At 70.7% G+C, this 24,066-nt stretch carries 18 protein-coding genes and 1 tRNA gene; 7 read left to right on the top strand and 12 right to left on the bottom strand.

Annotated elements, in window-relative coordinates; all coding sequences use genetic code 11:
- Positions 1-270 precede the first annotated feature (270 nt).
- The 5 genes from IEY56_RS25550 to IEY56_RS25530 all read right to left on the bottom strand — a co-directional run bounded on the left by IEY56_RS25550 (position 271) and on the right by IEY56_RS25530 (position 6,357).
- Complete coding sequence (locus IEY56_RS25550) at positions 271-1,221, bottom strand: polysaccharide deacetylase family protein (protein WP_189039626.1); 951 nt, start codon at positions 1,219-1,221, stop codon at positions 271-273.
- Between the two features lie 255 nt (positions 1,222-1,476).
- Positions 1,477-3,012 carry an arabinosylfuranosidase ArfA gene (gene arfA, locus IEY56_RS25545; RefSeq protein ID WP_189039625.1) on the bottom strand — a complete coding sequence of 512 codons (1,536 nt, stop codon included), beginning with the start codon at positions 3,010-3,012 and terminating at the stop codon, positions 1,477-1,479.
- A 148-nt stretch (positions 3,013-3,160) separates the two neighbouring features.
- On the bottom strand, positions 3,161-4,078 hold the full coding sequence (locus IEY56_RS25540; RefSeq protein ID WP_189039624.1) for a carbohydrate ABC transporter permease: 918 nt from the start codon (positions 4,076-4,078) through the stop codon (positions 3,161-3,163).
- A gap of 3 nt (positions 4,079-4,081) precedes the next feature.
- Entirely contained in the window at positions 4,082-5,032 is a 951-nt protein-coding gene (locus tag IEY56_RS25535) for a carbohydrate ABC transporter permease (RefSeq protein ID WP_229712197.1), read from the bottom strand.
- A complete protein-coding gene (locus tag IEY56_RS25530) occupies positions 5,029-6,357 on the bottom strand; it encodes an extracellular solute-binding protein (RefSeq protein ID WP_229712201.1) in 1,329 nt (442 codons plus the stop codon). Before IEY56_RS25530 ends, IEY56_RS25535 begins: the two co-directional genes overlap by 4 nt.
- A 242-nt stretch (positions 6,358-6,599) precedes the next feature.
- Between IEY56_RS25530 and IEY56_RS25525 the strand changes: the two genes are divergently transcribed.
- The 4 genes from IEY56_RS25525 to purM all read left to right on the top strand — a co-directional run bounded on the left by IEY56_RS25525 (position 6,600) and on the right by purM (position 11,484).
- Positions 6,600-7,607, top strand: a complete 1,008-nt coding sequence (locus tag IEY56_RS25525) for a LacI family DNA-binding transcriptional regulator (protein ID WP_189039622.1) — start codon at positions 6,600-6,602, stop codon at positions 7,605-7,607.
- 133 nt (positions 7,608-7,740) lie between these two features.
- Positions 7,741-8,556, top strand: coding sequence for a maleylpyruvate isomerase family mycothiol-dependent enzyme (locus IEY56_RS25520; protein ID WP_189039621.1), 816 nt, complete (start codon positions 7,741-7,743; stop codon positions 8,554-8,556).
- A gap of 120 nt (positions 8,557-8,676) precedes the next feature.
- Positions 8,677-10,263: an amidophosphoribosyltransferase gene (gene purF, locus IEY56_RS25515; protein WP_189039620.1), complete on the top strand. Its 1,587-nt coding sequence runs from the start codon at positions 8,677-8,679 to the stop codon at positions 10,261-10,263.
- 150 nt (positions 10,264-10,413) lie between these two features.
- A complete protein-coding gene (purM, locus tag IEY56_RS25510; protein ID WP_189039619.1) occupies positions 10,414-11,484 on the top strand; it encodes a phosphoribosylformylglycinamidine cyclo-ligase in 1,071 nt (356 codons plus the stop codon).
- A 168-nt stretch (positions 11,485-11,652) separates the two neighbouring features.
- On the opposite strand, the gene IEY56_RS25505 is transcribed toward purM, so the two are convergent.
- Positions 11,653-11,901 (bottom strand): DUF3073 domain-containing protein, encoded by a 249-nt coding sequence (locus IEY56_RS25505; protein WP_189039618.1) that lies wholly within the window; start codon positions 11,899-11,901, stop codon positions 11,653-11,655.
- Between the two features lie 284 nt (positions 11,902-12,185).
- Complete coding sequence (locus tag IEY56_RS25500; protein WP_189039636.1) at positions 12,186-13,232, bottom strand: Leu/Phe/Val dehydrogenase; 1,047 nt, start codon at positions 13,230-13,232, stop codon at positions 12,186-12,188.
- A 318-nt stretch (positions 13,233-13,550) separates the two neighbouring features.
- Here IEY56_RS25500 and IEY56_RS25495 point away from each other — a divergent pair, with 318 nt between their 5' ends.
- Positions 13,551-14,426 (top strand): DUF8083 family protein, encoded by an 876-nt coding sequence (locus IEY56_RS25495; protein WP_189039617.1) that lies wholly within the window; start codon positions 13,551-13,553, stop codon positions 14,424-14,426.
- 543 nt (positions 14,427-14,969) lie between these two features.
- Positions 14,970-15,176: a developmental transcriptional regulator BldC gene (gene bldC / locus IEY56_RS25490; protein WP_027749187.1), complete on the top strand. Its 207-nt coding sequence runs from the start codon at positions 14,970-14,972 to the stop codon at positions 15,174-15,176.
- Between the two features lie 495 nt (positions 15,177-15,671).
- Here bldC and IEY56_RS28710 read toward each other — a convergent pair whose 3' ends face one another.
- From IEY56_RS28710 to hrpA, 4 genes are all read right to left on the bottom strand, one after another.
- Positions 15,672-15,866: a DUF6274 family protein gene (locus tag IEY56_RS28710; protein ID WP_229712196.1), complete on the bottom strand. Its 195-nt coding sequence runs from the start codon at positions 15,864-15,866 to the stop codon at positions 15,672-15,674.
- A gap of 106 nt (positions 15,867-15,972) precedes the next feature.
- Positions 15,973-16,668 carry a mycothiol-dependent nitroreductase Rv2466c family protein gene (locus IEY56_RS25485; RefSeq protein WP_189039616.1) on the bottom strand — a complete coding sequence of 232 codons (696 nt, stop codon included), beginning with the start codon at positions 16,666-16,668 and terminating at the stop codon, positions 15,973-15,975.
- 140 nt (positions 16,669-16,808) lie between these two features.
- Positions 16,809-16,883: transfer RNA gene (locus IEY56_RS25480), tRNA-Asp, on the bottom strand.
- A 120-nt stretch (positions 16,884-17,003) separates the two neighbouring features.
- A complete protein-coding gene (hrpA, locus tag IEY56_RS25475) occupies positions 17,004-21,092 on the bottom strand; it encodes an ATP-dependent RNA helicase HrpA (protein ID WP_189039615.1) in 4,089 nt (1,362 codons plus the stop codon).
- Positions 21,093-21,290: 198 nt separating this feature from the next.
- Here hrpA and IEY56_RS25470 point away from each other — a divergent pair, with 198 nt between their 5' ends.
- Positions 21,291-22,502: an ABC-2 transporter permease gene (locus IEY56_RS25470; RefSeq protein ID WP_189039614.1), complete on the top strand. Its 1,212-nt coding sequence runs from the start codon at positions 21,291-21,293 to the stop codon at positions 22,500-22,502.
- A 78-nt stretch (positions 22,503-22,580) separates the two neighbouring features.
- Here IEY56_RS25470 and sph read toward each other — a convergent pair whose 3' ends face one another.
- Positions 22,581-23,654, bottom strand: a complete 1,074-nt coding sequence (sph, locus tag IEY56_RS25465) for a sphingomyelin phosphodiesterase (RefSeq protein ID WP_189039613.1) — start codon at positions 23,652-23,654, stop codon at positions 22,581-22,583.
- Positions 23,655-24,066: the final 412 nt, after the last annotated feature.

Raw genomic sequence — 24,066 nt, 5'->3', positions numbered from 1 at the left:
CTAGACAGCTCCACCACACCGGAGGTCTTCGTCATGATCAAGACCCACGAGTGTCAACAACGCCCGTGATCAATACAGCTAGGGCCTCCTCCTCCGGTTCGCCGGCTGTTCCGGATCCGCGCCCGGGGCGCGGATCCGGATCTCCGGGCAGGCGCCGTCCCCGGGATCCGAAGGGGACGCCGGCTCGACTGGCACCGGCTCGACTGGGCACTGGCTCGGCTCACACCGGGAAGGGCTGCCGCGCGGGCCTCGCGCGCCCTCCCCGGGGCCTCACCGGGCAGCGGGCCGCATGCGCTCGCCCGACGTGGCTGCGTCGGCGTCCGCCGGGGTGCTCCCGGCGCCGTCGCCCCGGTACGCGCCGACGGGCCCGTCGACCGGCGGCAGCGAGAGGGTCCAGCCTTCGTCGATCAGCTGGGGCAGGTAGTCGTGGAGCGCGGCGACGGTCTGGGCCGCGTCGGCGCCCCCGTCGTGCGAGAGGACGATCGAGCCGGCGCGCACGTTGTCCACGACCGCCGAGACGATCGAGGGGACGCCGGGCTGCCGCCAGTCGCCGGTGTCGACGGACCACCCCAGCGGGCTCATGCCGAGGCCCGCCGACAGCTCCAGCGTCTCCTCGCTCCAGTAGCCGTAGGGCGCGCGGGCCCACATAGGCGGGCTGCCCACCGTGTCCTCGATGAGTTCGCTCGTCCTGGAGAGCTCCTTGCGGGCCTTCGCGGTGCTCAGCCTGGGGAGGGCCGGGTGGCTCCAGGAGTGGTTGGCGATCAGATGGCCGCCGTCGGCGATGGCCTGCAGGAGCCCGGGGTTCAGGACGGCGTTCTCGCCGAGCACGCAGAACGTGGCGGGCACCTTGTAGCGGCGCAGTACGTCCAGGATCTGCGGGGTGTAGACGGGGTCGGGGCCGTCGTCGAAGGTCAGGGCTATTCGCCGTCCTTCGGCGGCCTCCAGTGTGTAGGTCACGGACGTGCTGGGACGGAGCCCGGGCGACTGCGCGCCCGCCTGCGGCTGCAGGCGGTAGGAGGACTGCGGGCGTATCGCGCCGCGGGAGGCGGCCCGCCGGGCGGCGTTCTTGGCGTCGCTGCCGGATCCGTTGGCGAAGGAGGTCCGGGAGTGTGCGGCGGTGGCGCCCGCGAGGAGCACCCCGCCCAGGAATATTCGTCGCGTGCTGGTGCGTGATCGAGGAGTCATACGTACGTACTGCCGTGCCAGAGCGTAGTCATGCATGCGCGAGAGGTGATATCACCCGGATGACCCCGTCGTGTCTTCGCCGCGCCCGGCTCCCCGGCTGGTAGCGGGCGCCCGGTGACGGCGCGGTGCGCGCGCCCGTGGACTCGCGGCCCCGCGCGCGCGGCGCCGCCCGGTGAACGGGTCACACGGGCGGCGCCGCGCCGCTGCTCCGGGCTCAGCGCGGACGCACAGACCCAGGAGCTCAGGGGCCACCGGGCCGCAGGAACGGCGCGGGCTCCGACAAGCCGGAGATCACGCCCCGTCCTCCGGAGCCAGCCTGATGATGCTCCACGACACGGGAGGCAGCAGGGCCTCCAGCTCGCCCTCGCCGGAGACGCGGGTCCCGTTCACGGACTGCGGCGTGACGCGGTCCGGGTGCTCCTGGGTGTTCGCGGCGTCCGGGTCCTCGTCCGCGATCATGAGGTGCTCGAGGACGCGGTACCGGGCGCCGAAGCCGCGCAGGGCCGCGCGGAGGTGCAGGTCGTGCTCCTGGCCGCGGTTGACGGCCAGGACCGTCAGGGCTCCCGTCTCCGGGTCGAGCGTCGTGGCCGTGTCCAGGGCGTCGACGGGACCGTGCCGCCGCGTCTCGATCACCGGGCCGGAGACCTCGGTGCGCAGCACGGTGCCCCGGGCGTACTTCGCGGTGAGCGCGAAGGGGTGGAAGGTCGTCTGCCGCCAAGAGGGGCCGCCGGGTTCCGAGCGGATCGGGCCGATGACGTTGACCAGCTGGGCCAGGCAGGCGATCGCCACCCGGTCCGCGTGCCGCAGCAGCGTCATCAGGAGCGAGCCGACGACGGCCGCGTCGGTCACGCTGTAGGTGTCCTCGATCAGCCGCGGCGTCTCCTCGAGGGGCAGGGCGCGCTCGCCGGGGAAGCGGGACTGGTACCAGACGTTCCACTCGTCGAAGGAGAGCTTCATCCGCTTGCTGCTGCGGCGGACGGCGCGTACGTGGTCCGCGGTGGCGACGATGTCGGAGATGTAGGCGTCCATCTGGGCGCCGCTGGCGAGGAAGCCGGCGCGGTCTCCGTCCTTCTCCTCGTAGTACGCGTGCAGGGAGAGGTAGTCGACCTCGTCGTAGGTCTCGTGCAGCACCTCGCGCTCCCACTCGCCGAAGGTGGGCATCTCGGCGTTGGAACTCCCGCATGCGACCAGTTCGATGGACGGGTCGACCTGGCGCATCGCCTTCCCGGCCTGCGCCGCGAGCCTCCCGTACTCGACGGCCGTGGTGTGGCCCGTCTGCCAGGGCCCGTCCATCTCGTTGCCGAGGCACCACAGCTTCACGCCGTGCGGGTCACGGGCGCCGTGCCGCACGCGCAGGTCCGACCAGGCCGTGCCGCCGGGGATGTTGCAGTACTCGACGAGGGCACGGGCGGCGTCGATGCCGCGGGTGCCCAGGTTGACGGCCATCATCGGCTCGACGCCCTGGCGGCGGGCCCAGCCGAGGAACTCGTCCGTGCCGACCTGGTTCGTCTCGATGCTGCGCCAGGCCAGGTCGAGGCGGCGGGGGCGGTCCTCGGCGGGGCCGATGCCGTCCTCCCAGTGGTAGCCGGAGACGAAGTTGCCGCCCGGGTAGCGGACGAGGCCCGTGCCCAGTTCGCGCACGAGTCCGGCCACGTCGCCGCGGAAGCCGTGCTCGTCGGCGGTGGAGTGGGCCGGTTCGTAGATGCCCGTGTACACGCAGCGGCCCATGTGCTCGACGAACGTCCCGTACAGGCGGGGGTCGACGGTGCCGAGGCCGAAGTCGGGGTCGATGGTGACGCGGGCGGTGCCGGCGGACTGGTCGGTCATGCGGTACGTGCCTCTCTTGGTGCTGTGCTCGGGCTCGGGCTCAGGCTCGGGCTCGCGCTGACGCCGGGATCCGGCCCCGGACGGGCCCGGCCCCCGGGCGGGGCTGGGGCGAGGGCGGGGTGCCGGCCTCCCGGATCCCGCCCCGCGGTCACTTCAGGCCGGTGCCGGCGATGCCTTCGACGATCCGCCGCTGGAAGAAGAGGAAGACCGTCAGCAGCGGCAGGGCGCCGAGGACCGCGGAGGCCATCAGCTGCGCCTGCGGCAGCCCGAAGGCGTCCTGTACGGAGGTGAGGCCCACCGGCAGCGTCATCATCTGCGGATCGGTGACCGCCAGGAGCGGCCAGAGGAAGTTGTTCCACGTCCATACGAAGACGAAGATCGTCACCGCCGAGATGGCCGGGCGGGAGAGCGGCATCACGATCTGCCAGTAGATCCGCAGCCAGCTCGCGCCGTCCGCCCGTGCGGCGTCCGTCAGTTCGACGGGGATGCCGTCGAAGAACTGCTTGAAGACGAAGACGGCGACGACGTTCGGAACCTGCGGGAGGATCACCGCCCAGTAGGTGTTCAGCATGCCCGTGGCCTGCAGCGTCAGGAAGTGCGGGATCATCAGCAGCTGCGGCGGGATCATGACGCCGGCGAGGATGGCCAGGAAGACCGGCCTGCGGTAGCGGAACCTCAGCCGGGAGAGCGCGAAGGCGGCCAGCGAGGCCGTGAACACGCTGAGCAGCGTCGTCAGCGCCGCCGTGATGAAGCTGTTCACGTACCAGTACGGGATGCGGCCCGCGGAGAGGACCTCGCGGTAGTTGGCGAGCGTCGGGTTGTCCGCGACCCACGACGTGGGGTTCGTGGCGAGTTCGCCGGGCGGGCGGACCGACGTGGCGAACGCCCACGCCAGCGGCACCAGCCACAGCAGCGCGAGGGCGATGAGCACGCCGAGCGTGACGCGGTTGAAGAGCCGCTCGGAGTCGGTGCGGCGCGCGGCCGCGCCGCGTCCCGCCTTCCCGGCGCCCGTGCCGCCGCTGGCCGCCTCGGGGGTGCCGGACGCGGCGGAGGTGAGGGTGGCCATCGCTCAGGCCTCCTTCTCGGTGCGCCGGATCAGGGCGAACCAGACGAGTGAGATCAGCAGGATGATGACGAACAGCAGCAGGGAGACCGTCGAGGCGTATCCGGTCCGGCTGTCGGTGAAGCCGGTCTGGTAGACGTACAGCAGGGAGGGCCTTGTGGAGTCCTCCGGGCCGCCGTTGGTCATCATGTAGATCTGGTCGAACACCTTGAGCGACGCGACGAGCTGGAGCACCGCCACCAGCGTCGTGGCCCGCCCCAGCATCGGTACGACCACGAGCCGCAGCCGCTGCCAGGGTCCCGCTCCGTCCATCGCGGCGGCCTCGTGCACCTCGCGGGGGATCTCCTGCAGCGCCGCCAGGTAGATGACGAAGTTGAAGCCGACGGTCCACCACACGGTCGCCGCGGCGATCGAGATCATCGCCCAGTTCGGGTCGCCCAGCCAGGAGGGCGGAGCCTGGCCGCCGAGCAGTTTGACGGTGGCCTGCGCGAGCCCGATCTCGTCCGCGTAGATCCACATGAACAGCAGCGAGATGACCGAGGACGGCAGCATGAAGGGGGCGAAGAACGCGAGCCGGAAGAACCACTTGCCGCGTGAGAAGCGGTCGGTCATCAGGGCCAGCGCCAGCGCCAGGACGATCAGCGGCACCGTCGTCAGCACCGTGAACCACAGGGTGTTGCCCAGGCTGGACCAGAACTCGGGCGCGCCGAAGGCCTCCGCGTAGTTCTTCAGGCCGACCCAGTCGCCCAGACCGCCCTTGACCAGGCTCCCGTTGAAGAAACCGGCGACGGCCGTGTAGACGAGCGGGCCCAGCAGGAAGACCACGTAGAACGCCCCGAAGGGCAGCAGCATCCCGGACGCCGTCCACCGGCTGCCCGTGGTCCTGGCCGCCTGTCCGGCCGCGGTGCCCGTACGTGCGGTGGTCGTACGCGCGGTGCTCATGGGTGCCGTGCTCATACGGGGGCCTCCATCTTCGCCAGTTCCCGTACGGCGCCGTGGATGGCGTCCGCGGCCGCGGCCGGGCGGGCACGGCCCGCCTGCACGGACGCGATGGCGCCGGCGCACCGCCGGTAGAGGATGCTGTCCGCGCCGGCGTACCAGGCGGCCGGGTCGTAGGCCGCTCCGTCCGCCGCGGACGCGTAGTCGGCCTGCGGCCTCAGGTCGCCGTAGGCGTCGGAGCGCGCCGTGGGCTCCCAGGCGGGGATGTGGCCGCCCTTGGCCCAGTCGAGGCTGGAGTCGAGCATCGCGCGTGTGAACGCCAGTGACCGCTCGGTCCGCTGGGCCTTCTCGGACGGGGCGGCGGGGAGGATGAAGGCGTGCGAGTCGGCCGCGCACGCGTAGGGGCCGTCCCGGAATATCCGCGGGAAGGTCCGCATGCCGAAGTCCTCCTTGACGGCGTCCCGTACGGCGGGGAGCTGCCACTCGCCGTCCATCAGGAATCCCGCCTTGCCGGAGGTCAGCAGGGTGAGGGAGCTGGTGTAGTCGATGCCGGTGGGCACCAGCTTCTCGGCGGTCATCCGGCGTATGTAGGCCAGGGCCTCCTCGGCGGCGCCGACGTCCATGACGACCTTCCGCCCGCCGTCGGCGACGAGGTCGGCGCCGAGCTGCCGGTAGAGGGTCCAGAAGATGCGCCAGTTGGTGCCGGGGTCCTTGATGGACGCGACGGAGCCGCCCCAGACACCGGTGACCTCCTTCGCCGCACGCATCGCGTCGAGGAACTTGTCCGGTCCGTCGAGGTCCTTCAGCTCGCCGTCGCCGTCGAGCAGTCCGGCCTTCTCCGCGATCTTCTTTCGGAAGAAGAGGACGAAGGGGTGCGTGTCCAGCGGCAGCGCGTAGAGCTTGCCGTCGAGGTGCGCCCTGCGGAAGGCGGCCTTGTTGAAGCGGGACGCCTGCATGCCGTGCTCGGCGAGCTCGGAGCGGGAGATGTCGCGCAGCAGGCCGGACGCGGCCAGGGTGGGCAGCCGGGACATGTGGGTGATGGCGACCTGGGGCGGGCGGCCGCCGAGCGTCGCCAGCGTGAGCTTGGTGTAGTACGGGGCGCCCCACACCATCGTCGTCGACTTCAGGTCGGTGCCCGGCCTGCGCTTGCGGTACTTGTCCTGCATCGCGACGAGCTGCGCGCCGTCCCCGCCGGTGAACGGGTGCCAGAAGTTGAGCAGCGACGGCGGGCCCGCGGATCCGGTGAAGGCCTGCCCGACCGCACTGCTGCAGCCGCTGAGCGCCCCGGCCGCGGCGAGACCGCCGGCAGCGCCGAGGAACCTCCTCCTGCCCTGCATGCGCATCACGCCCGTTCAACGTTGTAATCGACCGGGAGGTGCGCCGGGAGGTGCCCGTCGAGCCAGCCGGTTTTCGGTGTTCCAACGTTGTACTCAGGGCGTAATCTGTCGTCAACACATCGGGCAGATCTTTCTCCGCCGGGTGTTCGGCACGGGCTCCGCGCCGACGGGCGCCGGCAGACGGTGCCCGTGCGGCAGGCGGGGCGAGACGGGAGCGATGCGGGCCGGCGCGGCCCGAGGGGAGTGGCATGGCCGTGACGAGGCTCAAGGACGTCGCGGAGCGTGCGGGCGTCTCGATCAAGACGGTTTCCAACGTCGTACGGGGCAACGCGCGGGTCTCCGAACCCACCCGCCAGCGCGTCCTGAAGGCCATCGCCGAACTCGACTACCGGCCCAACGCGTCCGCACGCCACCTGCGCACCGGCCGCAGCGGAGTCATCGCCCTCGCCGTGCCCGAACTCGTGCAGCCCTACTTCGCGGAGCTGGCGGCCGCGGTGATCGCCGCCGCCCGCGAACGCGACGTCTCCGTCCTCATCGAGGACACCGGAGGCGACCCCGCGGCCGAACTCCGCGTCGCCTGCGGCATGTCCGACCCCCTCATCGACGGCGTGCTGCTCTCACCGCAGCGCCTCGACCAGGCCACCCTCGCCCGCCGCGAGCGCCGCGTCCCCCTCGTGCTGCTCGGCGAGCGCGACTACGAGGTGCCCGCCGACCACGTCCTGATCGACAACGTCATGGCCGCGCAGGAGGCCACCGCCTACCTGCTGGCGTGCGGCCGGCGCCGGATCGCCGCGGTCGGGTTCCAGGCCGATCCGCTGTTCACCACCTCGCAGCAGCGCGCACGCGGCTACGTCAAGGCACTGGAGTCCGCCGGCCTGCGGCACGAGCCCGAACTCACCCCGTACGTCCCGGCGTTCACCCGTGCGGACGGCATGACGGCCATGCGGAGCCTCCTCGCGCTGCGGGAGCCGCCCGACGCGGTGTTCTGCTTCTCCGACCTGCTGGCCTCGGGCGTCGTACGGGCCGCGTACGACGCGGGCCGCGAAGTCCCCGGCGACATCGCGGTGATCGGCTTCGACGACGTCGAGGAGACGCGCTACTGCGTCCCCTCGCTGAGCACCGTCGCCCCGGACAAGACACAGCTCGCGAACCTCGCAGTGGAGGCGCTGCTCGCGCGTGTGGCGGGCGACCCCGAGGCGCCGCACACGACGCTGCACGCCCCGCACCGGCTGGTCACCCGGGAGAGCACGGGCTGAGGACGCCCGGGCGCTCCCCGCGAGACGTCCGTCCCATCCGCCCTGGCTGTCCCACCCGCCTCGACTGCCCCACCGGCCCCACGGCCGACCAGGACGCCACGGGCAGCCCCGGGCACCCTCTAATCTCGTGACCATGCCGCCAGCCAAACGCAGCAGCCGTCCGCCCAAGCGCAGCTACGACCCCGCGAAGGTCCGGAAGGCCCTCATCGGCCAGGTCGAGGCCGTCGCCGCTGCCGCACACGCGCTGACCGCCGAGCAGCGCGCCCTTCCCTCGGGGCTGCCCGGCTGGGACGTGGACCAGCTCCTCGTCCACATCGCCCTGCAGATCGACGCCGTGCCCCGCTACCTCGCCGGCCCCGAGGCCGACGCCAAGGCCCCCGGTGTGGACCTGTCCACCTGGGCGCTCTCCACCGCCTCGGCGGCGGGCGATCTGGACCGGGAGACGCGCGAGCAGTCCGCGCGAACGTCCGACGCCCTCGCCCGCATCGACGAGGCCGTCGCGCAGTTCGAGCCCGTCCTGGAGTCCGCCGTACGGACCGATCTGCTCATCCCGCACGGCTTCGGCGCCATGCGGATGCTCGACTTCAGCGTCACCCGCCTCGTGGAGCTGGTGGTCCACAGCGACGACCTGGCCCGGGCCACCCGCACCGCCGTCACCCTCGACCGCCTCGCTCTCGCCGCCACGGTGCGCGTCCTCACGGACGCGCTCGCCGCGAAGGCGCCGGGCTCGTCCGTGGAGGTGCGCGTCCCGCCGTTCGCCGTCGTGCAGTGCGTCGAGGGCCCGCGTCATACCCGGGGCACCCCGCCCAACGTCGTCGAGACCGACCCCCTCACGTGGGTCAGGCTGGCGACCGGACGGGTCGGATGGGCGGACGCCCGCGCCGCACATGCCGTCCAGGCGAGCGGTGAACGGGCGGATCTGGAGGGCCAGTTGCCGCTGATGGGCTGACGGGGCCCGCCCGCGGAACCGCGCGGGGGGCCCGTCACCGCAGGTAGCGGCCGTGTCACCCGATTCGCAGAGCATGTCCCCGATTCGGAGCAACGCGCCACCTGTCCTAGACTCGATGGCGTGCCACGTGGTGACGGACGACTCAGCCACGACCTGCTCCCCTCGGAGAAGGGCCCCCAGGACGCCTGCGGCGTCTTCGGTGTCTGGGCTCCCGGGGAAGAGGTCGCGAAGCTCACGTATTTCGGTCTGTACGCGCTGCAGCACCGCGGTCAGGAGTCCGCGGGCATCGCAGTGAGCAACGGTTCCCAGATCCTGGTCTTCAAGGACATGGGCCTGGTCTCCCAGGTGTTCGACGAGACCTCCCTCGGCTCCCTGCGCGGCCACATCGCCATCGGCCACGCGCGCTACTCGACGACCGGTGCGTCCGTCTGGGAGAACGCCCAGCCGACCTTCCGCGCCACCGGGCACGGTTCGATCGCGCTCGGACACAACGGCAACCTGGTCAACACGGCGGAGCTCGCCGACCTCGTGTCCGCGCAGTCCTCTCAGGGCAACGGCCGGGCCACGAGGGTCGCGGCCACCAACGACACCGACCTCGTCACGGCGCTACTCGCCGGCCAGACGGACGAGAACGGCACCCCCCTCACCGTCGAGCAGGCCGCCCCCCTCGTCCTGCCCCGCGTGAAGGGGGCTTTCTCCTTCGTCTTCATGGACGAGCACACGCTCTACGCCGCCCGCGACGCGCAGGGCGTGCGCCCGCTCGTCCTCGGCCGCCTCGAGCGGGGCTGGGTCGTCGCGAGCGAGACCTCGGCGCTGGACATCGTCGGCGCCAGCTTCATCCGCGAGATCGAGCCCGGCGAGCTGGTGGCCATCGACGAGGACGGCCTCCGCTCCAGCCGTTTCGCGGAAGCAAAGCCCAAGGGCTGCGTCTTCGAGTACGTCTACCTGGCCCGGCCCGACACCGACATCGCAGGGCGCAACGTCTACCTCTCGCGCGTGGAGATGGGCCGCAAGCTCGCCGCCGAGGCGCCGGCGGACGCCGACATGGTCATAGCGACGCCGGAGTCCGGCACCCCGGCCGCGATCGGCTACGCGGAGGCCAGCGGCATCCCCTACGGCAGCGGCCTGGTCAAGAACAGCTACGTGGGCCGTACGTTCATCCAGCCCAGCCAGACGATCCGCCAGCTCGGCATCCGTCTGAAGCTCAACCCGCTGAAGGAAGTCATCAGCGGCAAGCGCCTCGTCGTCGTCGACGACTCGATCGTGCGGGGCAACACGCAGCGCGCCCTGGTGCGGATGCTCCGCGAGGCGGGGGCCGCCGAGGTGCACGTGCGGATCTCGTCCCCGCCCATCAAGTGGCCCTGCTTCTTCGGCATCGACTTCGCCACCCGCGCCGAGCTGATCGCGAACGGCCTGACGGTGGAGGAGATCGGCAAGTCGCTCGGGGCGGACTCCCTCTCCTTCATCTCCATCGACGGCATGACCGAGGCGACGACGATCCCGAAGTCGCAGCTGTGCCGGGCGTGCTTCGACGGCGAGTACCCCATGGCGCTCCCCGACCCGGAGCTGCTCGGCAAGTACCTGAGGGAGCCCGAGGGCAGGAAGCCCGCATCCGGGCAGAACGACCAGGCCACGATTCCCGACGTCGACGGTGTCGGCACGCTCACCGCCGGAGTCGGCGGCGCCGACGCGCTCCGCCGCCCGTAGGCCGCCCGGGAAGGCGAAGGCTCCTCGTCATGCCGAGTCCGCCACGAGTTCCGGCCGCGGAACCGGACCACGCGCCCCGGTCACGGAATCCAGTCACGAGCCCCGTCCGTCAGAGCCCCGACCCCCGACGATCCGAGAGAGCTGACCCTGATGCCTGCTGAACCTTCCGGTGCCAGTTACGCGGCAGCCGGCGTGGACATCGAGGCGGGCGACCGCGCCGTCCAGCTGATGAAGGAGTGGGTGAAGAAGGCCCAGCGCCCGGAGTCGGTGGGCGCGCTCGGCGGTTTCGCCGGGCTCTTCGACGCCTCCGCCCTCAAGCGCTACGAGCGTCCCCTGCTGGCCTCGGCCACGGACGGCGTCGGCACCAAGGTCGCCGTCGCCCAGCGCATGGACCAGCACGACACCATCGGCCACGATCTGGTGGCGATGGTCGTCGACGATCTCGTCGTCTGCGGCGCAGAGCCCCTGTTCATGACGGACTACGTGTGCGTGGGCAAGGTCGTCCCCGAACGCGTCGCGCAGATCGTGAAGGGCATCGCCGAGGGATGCGTCCTGGCGGGATGCGCTCTCGTGGGCGGGGAGACGGCCGAGCACCCCGGGCTCCTGGGCCCCGACGAGTACGACGTCGCGGGCGCCGGCACCGGCGTGGTCGAGGCGGACGCCGTGCTGGGCGCCGATCGCATTCGTTCGGGGGACGTGGTGATCGCCATGGCCTCCTCGGGTCTTCACTCGAACGGGTACTCGCTGGTCCGGCATGTGCTCTTCGAACGCGCGGGCTGGGCCCTGGAACGCCACGTGCCGGAGTTCGGCCGCACCCTCGGCGAGGAGCTGCTGGAACCCACCAAGATCTACTCGCTCGACTGCCTGGCCCTCGCCCGCACGCATGAGGTGCACGCCTTCGCGCACATCACGGGCGGCGGACTCGCGGGCAACCTCGCCCGCGTCATGCCCGACGAGCTGCACGCCCGGATAGACCGGACGACGTGGAGCCCCGGCGCGGTCTTCGACCTGGTGGGCAGGGCGGGGGACGTCGCCCGTTCCGAGCTGGAGAGCACGCTCAACATGGGCGTCGGCATGGTCGCCGTCGTCCCGCCGGAGTCGGTCGCGGGCGTGCTGGCCACTCTGGAGGAGCGCGGCGTCGGCGCGTGGGTCGCGGGCGAGGTCGCCGGACGGACGGAGGACGGCGAGGCGGTGACGCTCAGCGGTGACTACGCGAGCTGAGCCCGGCGGCGCGGAAGCGCACACGGACTGTGCGGAGCGCACCGCGCACAGGCTGTGGACCGGAGCGGAGCAGGGGCCGCGTCTGCCAGGGCGCCGCGGAGTCCTACGCCCCGGAACAGCACAGAACCCGGTCCGGCTTCCGCCGGACCGGGCACGAATCTGTGGACGTCAGCCCCGGCGTTGCGCCGAGGTACCAGAGGACCCGCCTTCGTCCTCCACGTCGTTGTACACGTCCGCGTACTGTGCGTACGGGTCGTCGTCTTGCTCATCGTCCTCGAAGCGGTCGCCGTTCGGCGGCTCGTTCGACGTCGATGCGCCCAGCTCCTCAGCCAGGCGCGACAGATCTGTCCCACCGCTGTTGTACTTCAGCTGGCGGGCGACCTTCGTCTGCTTGGCCTTGGCCCGGCCGCGCCCCATGGCTCGACCCCCTCAACGACGGGGCTCGACGGCCCCAGAGTCTTGACACGCGTTCACAATTCAGAGCGGACCCTCGAAGGAGAGTCGGCCCGTAGAGCTTCAACGGTACCTGCTTCCGCCGCCGTACGGTACGTCGCCCGCACGACACGGACGTCCACCGACGTGCTCCACGTCCTTCTCTTCGCTGGTCAGCTCTGATTTTACCGTGCGTCCGAGTATCGACCCGCCGAGGGGTGGATGAGAACCCTCACGGCGGGCCGTACGGCCGGTTTGCCCGGGCGGAGTCAGTGACCTTCGCCACCGGCCATGCGGGCCTCGGCGATGCGGTCGGCGGCCACCGCAGGCGGGACGCCGTCGGTCTCCGCGCGCTCGAAGATGGAGAGCGTGGTGTCGAAGATCTTTGCAGCCTTTGCTTTAGCGCGCGCGAAGTCGAAGCCCAGCAGCTCGTCGGCCACCTGGATCACGCCGCCGGCGTTGACCACGTAGTCCGGCGCGTAGAGGATGCCGCGGTCCGCGAGGTCCTTTTCGACGCCCGGGTGCGCCAGCTGGTTGTTCGCGGCGCCGCACACGGCGCGGGCGGTGAGGGCCGGGACCGTGTCGTCGTCGAGGGCGCCGCCCAGGGCGCAAGGAGCGTAGACGTCCAGCCCCTCGAAGCGGACCAGCGCCGCGGTGTCCGCGGCGACCATGACCTCGGGGTGCGCGGCCCGTACCCGGTCCAGCGTCTCGGTCCGGACGTCGGTGACGACGACGCGGGCGCCGTCCTCCAGCAGGTGCTCGACGAGGTGGTGACCGACCTTGCCGACACCCGCGATGCCGACCGTGCGGCCGCGCAGGGTCGGCGCGCCCCACAGGTGCTGCGCGCTGGCGCGCATGCCCTGGAAGACGCCGAAAGCGGTGAGCACGGAGGAGTCGCCGGCGCCGCCCTGCTCGGGTGAACGGCCCGTCGTCCAGCGGCACTCGCGTGCGATGACGTCCATGTCCTGCACGTACGTGCCGACGTCGCACGCCGTGACGTAGCGGCCGCCCAGCGAGGCGACGAAGCGGCCGTAGGCGAGGAGGAGCTCCTCCGTCTTGGCCCTCTCGGGGTCGCCGATGATCACTGCCTTGCCGCCGCCGTGGGGGAGCCCGGCCAGAGCGTTCTTGTAGGACATGCCGCGGGCGAGGTTGAGGGCGTCCAGCACGGCCGCCTCCTCGGGGTTCTCCTCGCCGGTGTAGGCGTGGAACCGCGTCCCGCCGAGGCCGGGGCCGAGGGCGGTGGAGTGCAGGGCGATGACGGCTTTGAGACCGCTCGCGCGGTCCTGGCACAGCACGACTTGCTCATGCCCGCCCATCTCGGACTGGAAGAGAGTGCGCAGGATCCCTGAACCGTTCGCTCCGCCGGCGCTGACGGTGGGCGCCTGCTCGGAGTGCCGGGGGGAGGGACGTACGTCAGCCACGGTGGTGACTCCCGATGTCGCAGTTGTACGCCCTCTTTGCCGTCTTCCGCGCTTGTGGCGCGGAGCCGCGGCGAGGGCCGGTCGACAGCAGGGTACGGCCTGCGCGCGGCCGCATCGTTGCGGTGCCACGATCGGTGGTAGTCAACTGTCCTTCGGACCCGCCGGTAATGAGGGCGGCAGCAGGTCCGTTGTCACAGATCTTGGAGGAAGCGCGTGGCTCAGCAGGCCTCGGCCATCGTCCCGTACGCCGCGTATCTGCGGGTGTACGAGCCCCTGGCCGCGTTCCCCGAACCGGAGCGGGCCCACTGGGTGCGGTACGCCAAGCGGGAGCGGGTGCCCACGGCGCAGGACGAGTTGCGGCGCTCGCTGGCCGACCTGCTGCCCACCCCGCCCGTGGCAGTACCTGTGCGGGAAAGTGCGGACGCGTTCGTCGCTGAGGTCGACGGGGTCGTCTGCGTGTGTCCCTGGCGGACGCGGCTGCGGGGCTGGCAGGCGCTCGCCGCGCTCTCCCAGGCGGCGGGAGAGCAGGAGGTGGCGATGCCGCAGACGGTGCTGGACGCGGCCGTGCCGCCCGTCGTGCGGCGGCAGGCCGCCTCCGACTACGAACGGTGGCTGATCCGCAACCCGGACGCCCGTCCGTGGATCAGGACGGCGCTCTGGCACGTGCCTGTGCGCTGGTTCGTTCTTTTTTCTTCGGAAGAGAAAGAGTTTGCGAAGCCCGGAAGCGGTGAGGAGAGCGTTCAGCAGTTCGTCCTCCGCTATCGCACGCCGATGGTCCAGGCGCGGCGCCGCCTCGCCCGCGGACTGAAGGTGCTCCGCGAGGAGTTGGAGGAGGGGCCGCTCGTCGAAGGCCTGGTAGACGTGGGTCGGTGGCTGGAGGAGTTCCATCCGCGGTCTCTCGTCGAACTGGACTACGGCGGCCTGGCGCACGCGATTCCTGAGGAGCAGCTCGCCGACGACCATTCCGCGGCCGACGTCGCGGAGGGGATCGCGGCACTGCGCGCAGGGGACGGGGAGCGGGCCGGCGAAGCGTACGAGAGGCTCACGGACCGCTGGCGGGCTGTACGGGAACTGCAGTTCGCCAACTGATGCGCGGGCCGGTCGGTGTGGGTTCACGGTGCGTTCGTGAACTGAACACAGGCCGGTGGCTCGGATGCAGAACGGGGATTGCTTCGCGTCGCGGACCTCCAGGACCAAGGTCCCGAAAGGGGCCAAAGCCTCAAGCGTGACGGATAGCACTTTCCGGGGCCTTGCTCTCAGAGCCGTCCCTCGTGTCAAAATAGGACAAGGAGCTCGACGGGGGCTCCATCCATCCAACTATGGTCGGATAGATCGGTATTGCCTTCCTTGGTGGGTCTGATGCCGCTTGGTCACGTTGTGACTGATCGTCACGGCAGGGTGACTGTCCGTTATGGGACGGTCCATCGGCTTCCGTCGAGGTTGAACACCTCAGAGGGCAATTCCATCGGTTTGGCCGACGTGGCTGGACAGATGGTGTAGTTGTAGTGCCGAGGACAAGCCGTTCGTCCTATAACCGACTCGGTCTGCCTTCGCCCATATCGGGCAAGGCGGGCCAAGGTGCAGAATTCAAGGAAAGAACCGTATGGTTCGGTTCCTCCGAGGAGGCCGCTCATGACCGCTCGCACCCCTGATGCCGAGCCGCTGTTGACCCCTGCTGAGGTCGCCACGATGTTCCGCGTGGACCCGAAGACGGTCACACGCTGGGCAAAGGCTGGCAAGCTCACGTCGATTCGCACGCTCGGCGGGCACCGCCGCTACCGCGAGGCGGAGGTGCGCGCGCTGCTGGCGGGCATCCCGCAGCAGCGCAGTGAGGTTTGATCAGGCGAAATAACTGCATATCCGGGCGCATTCGGGGCCCACACCCCGGATCGGCGCCCGTGATGAGAAGCGTCAGGCCGCTGTCCCCAACGGCGCTTGAACGTTGATCGCGCTGGACTCCGCCGGGTCCGGCGCGATCTTTTTTGTGCGCTGCGGTCAAACTTTGACCGTTCGGGTCCGGTCGCACGGGCCGGCTTGCGGGCCCGCGCGGGCCCTCCTACTGCTGGTGCGCATGGGGTAGTTGGGGCGACGGGCCACCGGAGTGCGGGGTTCCGCGGTGGCCTCTCATGCATAGTGCAATTGCACATATTAAATTGACGGGTGGTGAGAAGCCCGTAACTTCCGCCTCATGCGGAGTGGAATCGGTGACTCCCGTCACATCTCCCGCTACTTGTGGCATGCGCCACTCTCGGGTAGAGGACGCTCCCCTGCCGGGGAGGGTTCAGCGCCGGTCCGGACCTTCTACCCAACTGGCTTATCCGGAACCGGCATTGACTACTTGGAGGCAGGAGCCTCCTCCGCGTCCCCGGGCTCCTCCGGAACGCGCTCCATCACGAGGCGCAACAGGCGGTGGCAGACAGGACACTGCGGCGTCACATGACGGTACCGGCTCGCGGCCGACAGGTGCGCGCGCAGAAGCGCCGCTGTCGCAGTCCTGCTCCGGTCCGGGTTCTGCGGAGTCGTCCCCACGATCGCCCCACCTCCCTGTGGAGACGTACTGCGGGGCCGACGAGCCGTCAAGTCGCGCCGGGCGGGGCGCACGGGAGCAGCGGGAAGCGCACGGCGGGCCCGGCGGTCAGGGCGCGGAGGGCCGGGACGTCTGGACCTCGTGGAATCCGGGCGTCGAGGTCACGAGGAGAAGCCCGTCCCACAGGCGTCCTGCTTCCTCGCCCCTCGGCACCCGGGACAGGACGGGACCGAAGAAGGCGGTCCGGCGGCCGGCCGTCCCCTTCCCGCCTCCCCTCCCGTTGCCTCCGGTGGCCGGTTCGACGGCGATCACCGGGGTGCCGAGGCCGTTCCCGACGAGCGCGACCGCGCGGGCGTGCGACGCCCTGATCGCCCCGTCGTAGGCGTCCGTCATGCCCGCCTCGGCGAGCGAGCGGGGAAGTCCGGCCCTGTCGAGCGAGTCCTGGAGACCGTTCAGCCAATGCCCCGCGCCCGAGGCGTCCTTGGCGTCCTCGGCCTCCTTGGTCCACAGGGCTGTGTAGAACCTCGCCAGCGCCTCCTCCCCGTGCTCGTGGCGTACGGCGGCGCATACGCGCACCGGGATCCGGAGGTAGCCCTCGGGGTCGTCCTCCGGGTCGTCGTCGCGCTCCTCGTTCAGCACGGAGAGGCTCATGAGGTGCCAACTCACCCGCAGCGGACGCATCTTGGCGACCTCCAGCAGCCAGCGCGAGGTAAGCCACGTGAAGGGGCAGGAAGGGTCGAAGTGGAATCGGGCGGCCGGGATGTCCGCCGGGATGTCCGTGGGGGTGTCCGCTGGGACGGTCATGGCGCGCTCCGGACTCTGACACGGTCTCGGGTCGGGGGATGCCTGGGGACGCACAACCTGCCACACGCGCCCCCGAGCGACCAGACACGCAGACACACGGAAGAGCCCGCCCCGGTAACCGGTGGCGGGCTCTTCTTCTGCGGTCCTGACGGGATTTGAACCCGCGGCCTCCACCTTGACAGGGTGGCGAGCACTCCAAACTGCTCCACAGGACCTGGTGACCTCGAAGGCCGGTGTGCGCTTCCGCCTTCCGGCGCGCGGCGCGAGACGAGACTCTACAGCAGCGCGAGGAGCGGCGCGAACTCACTCAGAGCGACGCCGCCGTCACCCCCGCGTCAGGGCTTCGGCACTGCCGCGTCCACCGCCTTCACGATGCGTTTGTCGCTCACCGGGTAGGCGGTGCCCAGCGCGTGGGCGAAGTAGCTGACGCGCAGCTCCTCGATCATCCACCGGATGTCCCGAGCGGCCTGCGGAAGCGGGCGTCCCTCGGGGAACTGCTCCAGCAGCCACAGGTGTTCGTCCTGCATCTCCTTGACCTTCGCCATGCGCGTGCGGTCGCGCTCCGCGTTGTTCGGCATCTGCTGCAGGCGCCGGTCGGCGGCGACGAGGTAGCGCAGCAGGTCCTGCAGCCGGTGCGCGCCGTGCCGGGTGACGAAGCCGGGGCAGACGAGCGCGGCGACCTGCTCCTCGACGTCGGCCCGGGAGGGCTGCAGGGCGGGGCTGGTGATTCCGCGCAGACGCTGTTCGCACGAGTGCCAGGCCGCCAGCACCTCCTGGACCTGCTTGACCGTCCTCAGCGTGGCGTCGACGAGGTCGGTGCGCACCGCGTCGAAGAGCTTGCGGAAGGCGTCCTCGTCCCATGCGGGGCCGCCGTGCACGGCGACGAGCCGGTCCGCGGCGGCCGTCACGCAGTCCTCGAAGAGCGCCTGGACGCTGCCGTGCGGCGAGCGGGACAGCGCGAGCTTCTGCGGGTTGGACAGCTTCGAGGCGGCGAACTTGGCGGGATCGGAGGGGATGTTGAGCAGGATCAGCCGGCGGGTCCCGCTCCACATGGCCTGCTGCTGCTCGTCTTCCGTGTCGAACAGCCGCACCGAGACGGAGCCGCCGTCGTCGACGAGCGCCGGATACGCCTTGACGGGCTGGCCCGCGCGCTTCGTCTCGAAGAGACGGGGGAGGGTGCCGATCGTCCAGTCGGTGAGGCCCGTACGGGAGGCCAGGGCGGCGCCCTGGCTCGCTGCCGCCTCGGCCGTGGAGTCCCCTGCCCCGGCGCCGTCCCGCGCGGCTTCCCGCTGCTCGCCGCCGTCCGCCGCCGACTTCTTCGGGCGCCGGGAGCGTTCCGCGGACTCGAAGGCGCGGGCGATCGCGGCCTGCGTCTTCTCCCGCAGCCGGAGCTGGAGCTCCTCCAGGTCCTTGGACTCCGCGAGCGTCCGGCGCCGCTCGTCCACCACCCGGAAGGTGACCTTGAGGTGGTCCGGCACCTTCTCCCAGTCGAAGTCGCCCGCCTCGAAGGGCACTCCCACCATGCGCCGCAGTTCGCGGACGAGTGTGCTCGTCAGTGCTTCCCCGCCGAGCGCCGCGGTGCGCAGGAAGCGGGCGGCGAAGTCGGGTGCCGGCACGTAGTTGCGGCGTACGGCCTTGGGGAGCGAGCGGATCAGCTCGGTGACCAGGTCGTGGCGCAGCCCCGGGATCTGCCAGTCGAAGCCCGCGGGGGTGATCTGGTTGAGCACGTGCAGGGGGACGTGGACGGTGACGCCGTCCGCGTCCGTGCCGGGTCCGAACTGGTAGGTGACGCGCAGCGTGAGCTGGCCCTGCTGCCACACGTCCGGGTAGTCGGTCCGGCTGACCTCGTCGGCCCGCTCGCTGATGAGCATGGACTTCTCGAAGTTCAGCAGGTCAGGGTCGTCGCGCCGGTGCTTCTTCCACCACGAGTCGAAGTGGGCGCCGGACACGACGTGTTCGGGGACGCGCTGGTCGTAGAAGTCGTAGAGCGTCTCGTCGTCGACCAGGATGTCCCTGCGGCGCGCCCTGTGCTCCAGCTCCTCGACCTCGTCGATGAGTTTGCGATTGTCACGGAAGAACTGGTGGTGCGTGCGCCAGTCCCCCTCGACCAGGGCGTGCCGGATGAAGAGGTCGCGGGCCGTCTCCGGGTCGATCCGCCCGTAGTTGACCTTGCGCTGGGCGACGAGCGGCACGCCGTAGAGGGTGACCCGCTCGTACGCCATGACGGCCGCCTGCTTCTGCTCCCAGTGCGGTTCGCTGTAGGTGCGCTTGACCAGGTGCTGCGCCAGCGGCTCGACCCACTCGGGCTCGATCTTGGCGTTGACGCGCGCCCACAGCCGCGACGTCTCGACCAGTTCGGCCGACATCAGCCAGCGCGGCTGCTTCTTGAACAGCGCCGAACCCGGGAAGACGGCGAACTTCGCGCTGCGGGCGCCGAGATACTCGTTCTTCTCGGTGTCCTTGAGGCCGACGTGCGAGAGCAGCCCCGCGAGCAGCGACTGGTGGACCGCGTCGGCGGGGGTCTCCGCCTCCTCGCCGCCCTTGCCGGCGGAAGCCGTGTGGATGCCCATCGTCTTCGCCACCTGGCGCAGCTGGGCGTGGATGTCCTGCCACTCCCGTATGCGCAGGTAGTTGAGGAACTCCGCCTTGCACATGCGCCGGAACGCAGACGAGGAGAGCTCCCGCTGCCGCTCGCGCACGTACCGCCAGAGGTTGAGGAAGGCGAGGAAGTCGCTCGTCTCGTCCCGGAACCTGGCGTGCTGCTGGTCGGCCTGCTGCTGCTTGTCCGCGGGGCGTTCGCGCGGGTCCTGGATGGACAGCGCCGCGACGACGACCATGACCTCCTGGACGCAGCCGTTGCGGTCCGCCTCCAGGACCATGCGCGCCAGCCGCGGGTCCACGGGCAGCTGCGCGAGCTTGCGGCCGGTGGCGGTGAGGCGCTTCCTGCCGCCGCCCTGCTCGGTGTCGAACGCGTGCAGCTCCTCCAGCAGTTGCACGCCCGCTTTGATGCTGCGGTGGTCCGGCGGGTCGATGAAGGGGAACTTCTCGATCTCGCCCAGCCCCGCGGCCGTCATCTGGAGGATCACGGACGCCAGGTTCGTGCGCAGGATCTCGGCGTCAGTGAACTCCGGCCGGGAGAGGAAGTCCTCCTCCGAGTAGAGCCTGACGCAGATGCCGTCGGACGTACGGCCGCAGCGGCCCTTGCGCTGGTTCGCGCTGGCCTGGCTGACGGGCTCGATGGGCAGCCGCTGGACCTTGGTGCGGTGGCTGTAGCGGGAGATGCGGGCGGTGCCCGGGTCCACGACGTACTTGATGCCGGGGACGGTCAGCGACGTCTCGGCGACGTTCGTCGCGAGGACGACGCGGCGGTTGGAGTGGCGCTGGAAGACGCGGTGCTGCTCGGCGTGCGAGAGACGCGCGTAGAGGGGGAGGATCTCGGTCTCGCCCCTGCCGGCGGTGCTGCCTCCCCGGTTGTTCCGCTTCTCCAGGGCGTCGGCCGTGTCCCGGATCTCCCGCTCGCCGGAGAGGAAGACGAGGATGTCGCCCGGGCCCTCCGCCTGCAGCTCGTCGACGGCGTCGCACACGGCCGTGACCTGGTCGCGGTCCTTCTCCTCCGAGTCCTCTTCGAGGAGCGGCCGGTAGCGGACCTCCACCGGGTACGTGCGGCCGCTGACCTCGACGATCGGAGCGTCGCCGAAGTGGCGCGAGAAGCGCTCCGGGTCGATCGTGGCGGAGGTGATGACGACCTTCAACTCCGGGCGTCTGGGCAGGAGCTGAGCCAGGTAGCCGAGCAGGAAGTCGATGTTGAGGCTGCGTTCGTGTGCCTCGTCGATGATGATCGTGTCGTACTGGCGAAGCTCGCGGTCCTGCTGGATCTCCGCGAGCAGGATGCCGTCCGTCATCAGCTTGACGAGCGTGTGGTCCTTGACCTGGTCCGTGAAGCGGACCTTCCAGCCGACGGCCTCGCCGAGCTCCGTGCCCAGCTCGTCGGCCACCCGCTCGGCGACCGTGCGCGCCGCGATACGCCGGGGCTGCGTGTGGCCGATGACGCCGTGGACGCCGCGGCCCAGCTCCATGCAGATCTTGGGGATCTGCGTCGTCTTGCCCGAGCCGGTCTCGCCCGCGACGATCACGACCTGGTTGTCGCGTATCGCCTCGAGGATGGCGTCCTTCTTCTGGCTGACGGGCAGCTGCTCCGGGTAACTGATCTCGGGCAGGGCCTCGCGCCGAGCCGCCACCTTCAGCTCGGAGTCGTCCATCGCGGCGGCGATCTCGCTGAGCACCGCTTCCCGGGCCTGCGGCTTGCGGATCTTCCGGGCGCCGTCGAGACGCCGGCTCAGGCGCTGCCTGTCGCGCAGGAGCAGCTCGGGCAGGCGTTCGCGCAGTGCGTCGAAGGACGGGGCGGGAGATGTGGATGTCGGCATACCTGCTCCAGGATCGCACTTCACCGAATCCGGCTGCCAGCCAATTCCCCGTGGGTCGGTTCACGCGGGCCGGTTCACGCGGGCCGGTTCACGCGGACCGGTGCACGCGGGAGACGCGGCCCAACGTGCGGCACGAGCGGCGGCGACTGGCAGCGACTAAAGGGACTATTACGGCAGAAGCTGCCTAATGTGACGTGCATGAGCGAGCACCACGAGCACAACGACCCGGGCTCCAGTGCGGACTCCGACCGCCTTTCTCCCGAATCGCCGCAGTCCGGATCACCGCAGTCCGGATCGCGGCAATCCGGCACGTCCCCGCCCGGCCCTTCGCCGTCCGGGTTCTGGCGCTCGCGGTGGCGGGCCTTCACCGGTTCGCCCTTCTTCCCGGCCTCCGTGCTGGTCCTGATCGTCGCCGCCGGGGCCGGGCTCTTCGCCGCCTCCTACACCTACGCCATGGCCGACCCGACCCCGCACGACATCCCCACCGCCGTCGTCGGCCGCGCCATGGACGAACGGGAGGCGCGGGACTTCGTCACCGCCATGGAGAAGGGGCTCGGCTCCTCGCTGAAGCTGCACCGGTACGGGACGTACGCGGAGGCGGAGGAGGCGGTCGACGAGCAGAAGGTCTTCGCCGTCTTGCGAGTCGGAGCGGAGGGCGATGTGGTCATGGACCTCTCGGGCGCGGCGGGCGCCTCCGTGGCCGAGGTGCTCCGGGCGGCCGCGCCCAAGGCGGGCAAGGAGGCGGGCGTCGAGGTGACCGTCCACGACCTCAAGCCGCTCGGGCGCGGCGACCCGCGCGGACTGACGATCTTCTACATCACCCTCGCCGCCGACATCATCGGCTTCATCGGCGCGATCCAGCTCCACGCCAACGTCCCGGGCCTCGCCAGGCGGCCCCGCCTGGCGGTCATCGCCGCGTACTCCCTGCTGGGCGGATTCGTCATCGCGGCGATGGTGGGCTGGCTGCTGCGCGCGGTGCACCTGCCCTTCGTCCACTCCTGGGCGATCCTCTCGCTGACGATGTTCACCGCGGGCATGGTCTTCACGATGTTCAACACCCTCTTCGGGCGCTGGGCGATGATCCCGACCTGGTTCCTGCTGGTGCTGCTCGGCAACCCGTCGTCGGGCGGGGCGGTGTCGTGGCCGCTGCTGCCGTCGCTGCTGGGCACGGTCGGGCGGTGGCTCCCTCCGGGCGCCTCGGTCAACGCCCAGCACACCGCCGTGTACTTCCCGGGGAACGTGCACGCCTGGCCCTACCTGGTGCTGTCCGCCTGGGCGCTGGCGGGGATGACGGTCTTCCTCACCCTCGACGAGCGGCTGCAAGGACGGCGCACGGCCGAGGAACCGCCTGCCGCCGCGGACGGCGGCGGCTCCCAGGAGGACACCGGCGGCCGGGACGGCCCCGGCTGAACGGCCGCGGCCCCCGGCCCGGGGTGAACAAGCCCCGGGCCGGGGGCCGCCGCCGTCGGTGGCGCCGATCCGGACGCGTCAGGAGGCCGGGCCCCCGATGACGGGGTAGTGGTCGGAGAGGTTGGTGAAGGTGCCCTCCTTCGACTCCCAGGGGGCGCTCACCTCCTTGACGACCTCGTTCTGCCAGCCCGCGGGACGTGCGTGTCCGTTGCGGTGCAGGACGTAGTCCAGGTCGGAGCGGCTGCCGTTGTCGTTGCGCCCCTTCGCGATGGTGTTCTCCACGTGGTCCGACGAGTAGGGGTGGCCCGTACGGGCGTCCGCCGGAGCGAGGTCGGCGTTCGCCAGCATGGACGGGTACTCCTCGCCGCGCGAGTTCGTGTTGAAGTCGCCCGCGACCATGACCTGTTCGTCGGCGGGGATGGCCTTCTCGTCGAGGAAGGAGTCGATCGCCTTGAACTGCTCCGCGCGGATCTTCTGCGGCTCGCCGTCGCCGCACGCGGAGTCCCCTGCCTGCACGTGCGTTCCGACGACGTGCACCTTCGTGCCGTTCACGTCGAGTTCGACGTAGACGAAGCCCTTGTTGGAGAGGTAGTCCGCACCGCAGCCGTGGTCGTAGACGAACTGCTCCTTGCGGACGATCGGCCACTTGCTGAAGATCGTCACCCCGCCGTCCTCGGGAGCGATGTCGGACCAGGAGCCCCCGGTCGCGTCCCAGCCGGACTTGCTGCGGCCGAGCACCGGAGTCTGGTGCGGGTACTGGGCTTTCGCCTTCTCCTGGACGGTGTCGGACGAGCCGTTGTCGAAGGCCTCCTGGAGGACGACGACGTCGTGGCCCTGGAAGAAGTCGGCGTCCGGGATGGCGTCGGCCCTGTGGTCCTGGCCCCAGTCGGGATAGATGAGCTTGTGGAAGAGGAAGGTGTTGTAGCTGAGCACCTTCAGGGCGGGCGTGTCGGCGGCCTCCGCCTTGCCGGCGGCCTTCTGGACGCCGGCGCCCCCGGCGGACGAGGCGGGCGCCTTCCCGGCCGGTGCGTCGGGAAGTGAGGCGTTCGCGGAGGAACCGCTCGCGACGAGGGTGACTGCGGCCAGCGCGCCGATGGTTGCGAGGCTCTGAGCGCGAAGGAGCTTCCGTACCCGGCGGCTTGAGGGTGGCATGTCGTCTCCCGTGGGGGGTGGGGGATCGGTCGTTTCGCCATGTAAGCAGATCGGTTACCAGGAGGTAACCGGTACGACGTCATCTTCCGGCTTCCGCTGTGTCTCCCCGCCCCGGACCGCAGAAGCCGTCCCGGGCCCCATCTGCCCGCTTCCCCACGGCCGTTGCGGCCGCTGCGCACGACGGACGGGACGGCGTGGGCAAGGGGCGGGGCCGTAGTGGTCAACGGACGGGAACGATTCGCAAGTTGATGGATGATCCGCACAACTATTCGCGGGCTACGCGTGTCTCACCTCCGAACCGCCATATCGGGGGGACTTGGAGGAGTTATGCGCGTTCGACGGCTTTGTGCGGCCGTGGTGGGAGCGGGGGTCGCTCTCGCGGGGGCGGCCGTCTCCGGTGCGGGTACGGCGT

It is taken from the genome of Streptomyces daqingensis (assembly GCF_014645895.1).
In the GTDB taxonomy this organism is placed as follows: Bacteria; Actinomycetota; Actinomycetes; order Streptomycetales; family Streptomycetaceae; genus Streptomyces; species Streptomyces daqingensis.
Note: the sequence above shows the minus strand (reverse complement) of the source record. Positions and strands in the feature narration are given on the sequence as shown.

Coding starts and splice junctions, on each gene's coding strand:
- IEY56_RS25550 (WP_189039626.1), bottom strand. CDS start 1,221: ATGCATGACTACGCTCTGGCACGGCAGTACGTACGTATGACTCCTCGA.
- arfA (WP_189039625.1), bottom strand. CDS start 3,012: ATGACCGACCAGTCCGCCGGCACCGCCCGCGTCACCATCGACCCCGAC.
- IEY56_RS25540 (WP_189039624.1), bottom strand. CDS start 4,078: ATGGCCACCCTCACCTCCGCCGCGTCCGGCACCCCCGAGGCGGCCAGC.
- IEY56_RS25535 (WP_229712197.1), bottom strand. CDS start 5,032: ATGAGCACGGCACCCATGAGCACCGCGCGTACGACCACCGCACGTACG.
- IEY56_RS25530 (WP_229712201.1), bottom strand. CDS start 6,357: ATGCGCATGCAGGGCAGGAGGAGGTTCCTCGGCGCTGCCGGCGGTCTC.
- IEY56_RS25525 (WP_189039622.1), top strand. CDS start 6,600: ATGGCCGTGACGAGGCTCAAGGACGTCGCGGAGCGTGCGGGCGTCTCG.
- IEY56_RS25520 (WP_189039621.1), top strand. CDS start 7,741: ATGCCGCCAGCCAAACGCAGCAGCCGTCCGCCCAAGCGCAGCTACGAC.
- purM (WP_189039619.1), top strand. CDS start 10,414: ATGCCTGCTGAACCTTCCGGTGCCAGTTACGCGGCAGCCGGCGTGGAC.
- IEY56_RS25505 (WP_189039618.1), bottom strand. CDS start 11,901: ATGGGGCGCGGCCGGGCCAAGGCCAAGCAGACGAAGGTCGCCCGCCAG.
- IEY56_RS25500 (WP_189039636.1), bottom strand. CDS start 13,232: ATGGGCGGGCATGAGCAAGTCGTGCTGTGCCAGGACCGCGCGAGCGGT.
- bldC (WP_027749187.1), top strand. CDS start 14,970: ATGACCGCTCGCACCCCTGATGCCGAGCCGCTGTTGACCCCTGCTGAG.
- IEY56_RS25485 (WP_189039616.1), bottom strand. CDS start 16,668: ATGACCGTCCCAGCGGACACCCCCACGGACATCCCGGCGGACATCCCG.
- hrpA (WP_189039615.1), bottom strand. CDS start 21,092: ATGCCGACATCCACATCTCCCGCCCCGTCCTTCGACGCACTGCGCGAA.
- IEY56_RS25470 (WP_189039614.1), top strand. CDS start 21,291: ATGAGCGAGCACCACGAGCACAACGACCCGGGCTCCAGTGCGGACTCC.
- sph (WP_189039613.1), bottom strand. CDS start 23,654: ATGCCACCCTCAAGCCGCCGGGTACGGAAGCTCCTTCGCGCTCAGAGC.